This is a genomic window from Duganella levis (assembly GCF_009857605.1).
Classification (GTDB): domain Bacteria; phylum Pseudomonadota; class Gammaproteobacteria; order Burkholderiales; family Burkholderiaceae_D; genus Rugamonas; species Rugamonas levis.
This window is the reverse complement of record NZ_WWCT01000081.1, coordinates 1-1,011: the sequence shown is the minus strand read 5'-3', so window position 1 is coordinate 1,011 and position 1,011 is coordinate 1. Positions and strand designations below refer to the sequence as shown.

Here is a 1,011-nt window from a genome sequence, read left to right as displayed (position 1 = left end):
AAACAGAGATTAAACTAAAGAGTTTGATCCTGGCTCAGATTGAACGCTGGCGGCATGCCTTACACATGCAAGTCGAACGGCAGCACGGAGCTTGCTCTGGTGGCGAGTGGCGAACGGGTGAGTAATATATCGGAACGTACCCTGGAGTGGGGGATAACGTAGCGAAAGTTACGCTAATACCGCATACGATCTAAGGATGAAAGTGGGGGATCGCAAGACCTCATGCTCCTGGAGCGGCCGATATCTGATTAGCTAGTTGGTAGGGTAAAAGCCTACCAAGGCATCGATCAGTAGCTGGTCTGAGAGGACGACCAGCCACACTGGAACTGAGACACGGTCCAGACTCCTACGGGAGGCAGCAGTGGGGAATTTTGGACAATGGGCGCAAGCCTGATCCAGCAATGCCGCGTGAGTGAAGAAGGCCTTCGGGTTGTAAAGCTCTTTTGTCAGGGAAGAAAAGGGTGCGGCTAATATCTGCGCCTCATGACGGTACCTGAAGAATAAGCACCGGCTAACTACGTGCCAGCAGCCGCGGTAATACGTAGGGTGCAAGCGTTAATCGGAATTACTGGGCGTAAAGCGTGCGCAGGCGGTTTTGTAAGACTGTCGTGAAATCCCCGGGCTCAACCTGGGAATGGCGATGGTGACTGCAAGGCTAGAGTTTGGCAGAGGGGGGTAGAATTCCACGTGTAGCAGTGAAATGCGTAGATATGTGGAGGAACACCGATGGCGAAGGCAGCCCCCTGGGTCAAAACTGACGCTCATGCACGAAAGCGTGGGGAGCAAACAGGATTAGATACCCTGGTAGTCCACGCCCTAAACGATGTCTACTAGTTGTCGGGTCTTAATTGACTTGGTAACGCAGCTAACGCGTGAAGTAGACCGCCTGGGGAGTACGGTCGCAAGATTAAAACTCAAAGGAATTGACGGGGACCCGCACAAGCGGTGGATGATGTGGATTAATTCGATGCAACGCGAAAAACCTTACCTACCCTTGACATGGATGGAATC

Annotated in this window: 1 rRNA gene; it reads left to right on the top strand. The window is 52.5% G+C overall.

Going from position 1 to position 1,011, the window contains the following annotated elements:
* Positions 1-11: 11 nt before the first annotated feature.
* A 16S ribosomal RNA gene (locus GTP69_RS30820) occupies positions 12-1,011 on the top strand; the annotation flags it as partial.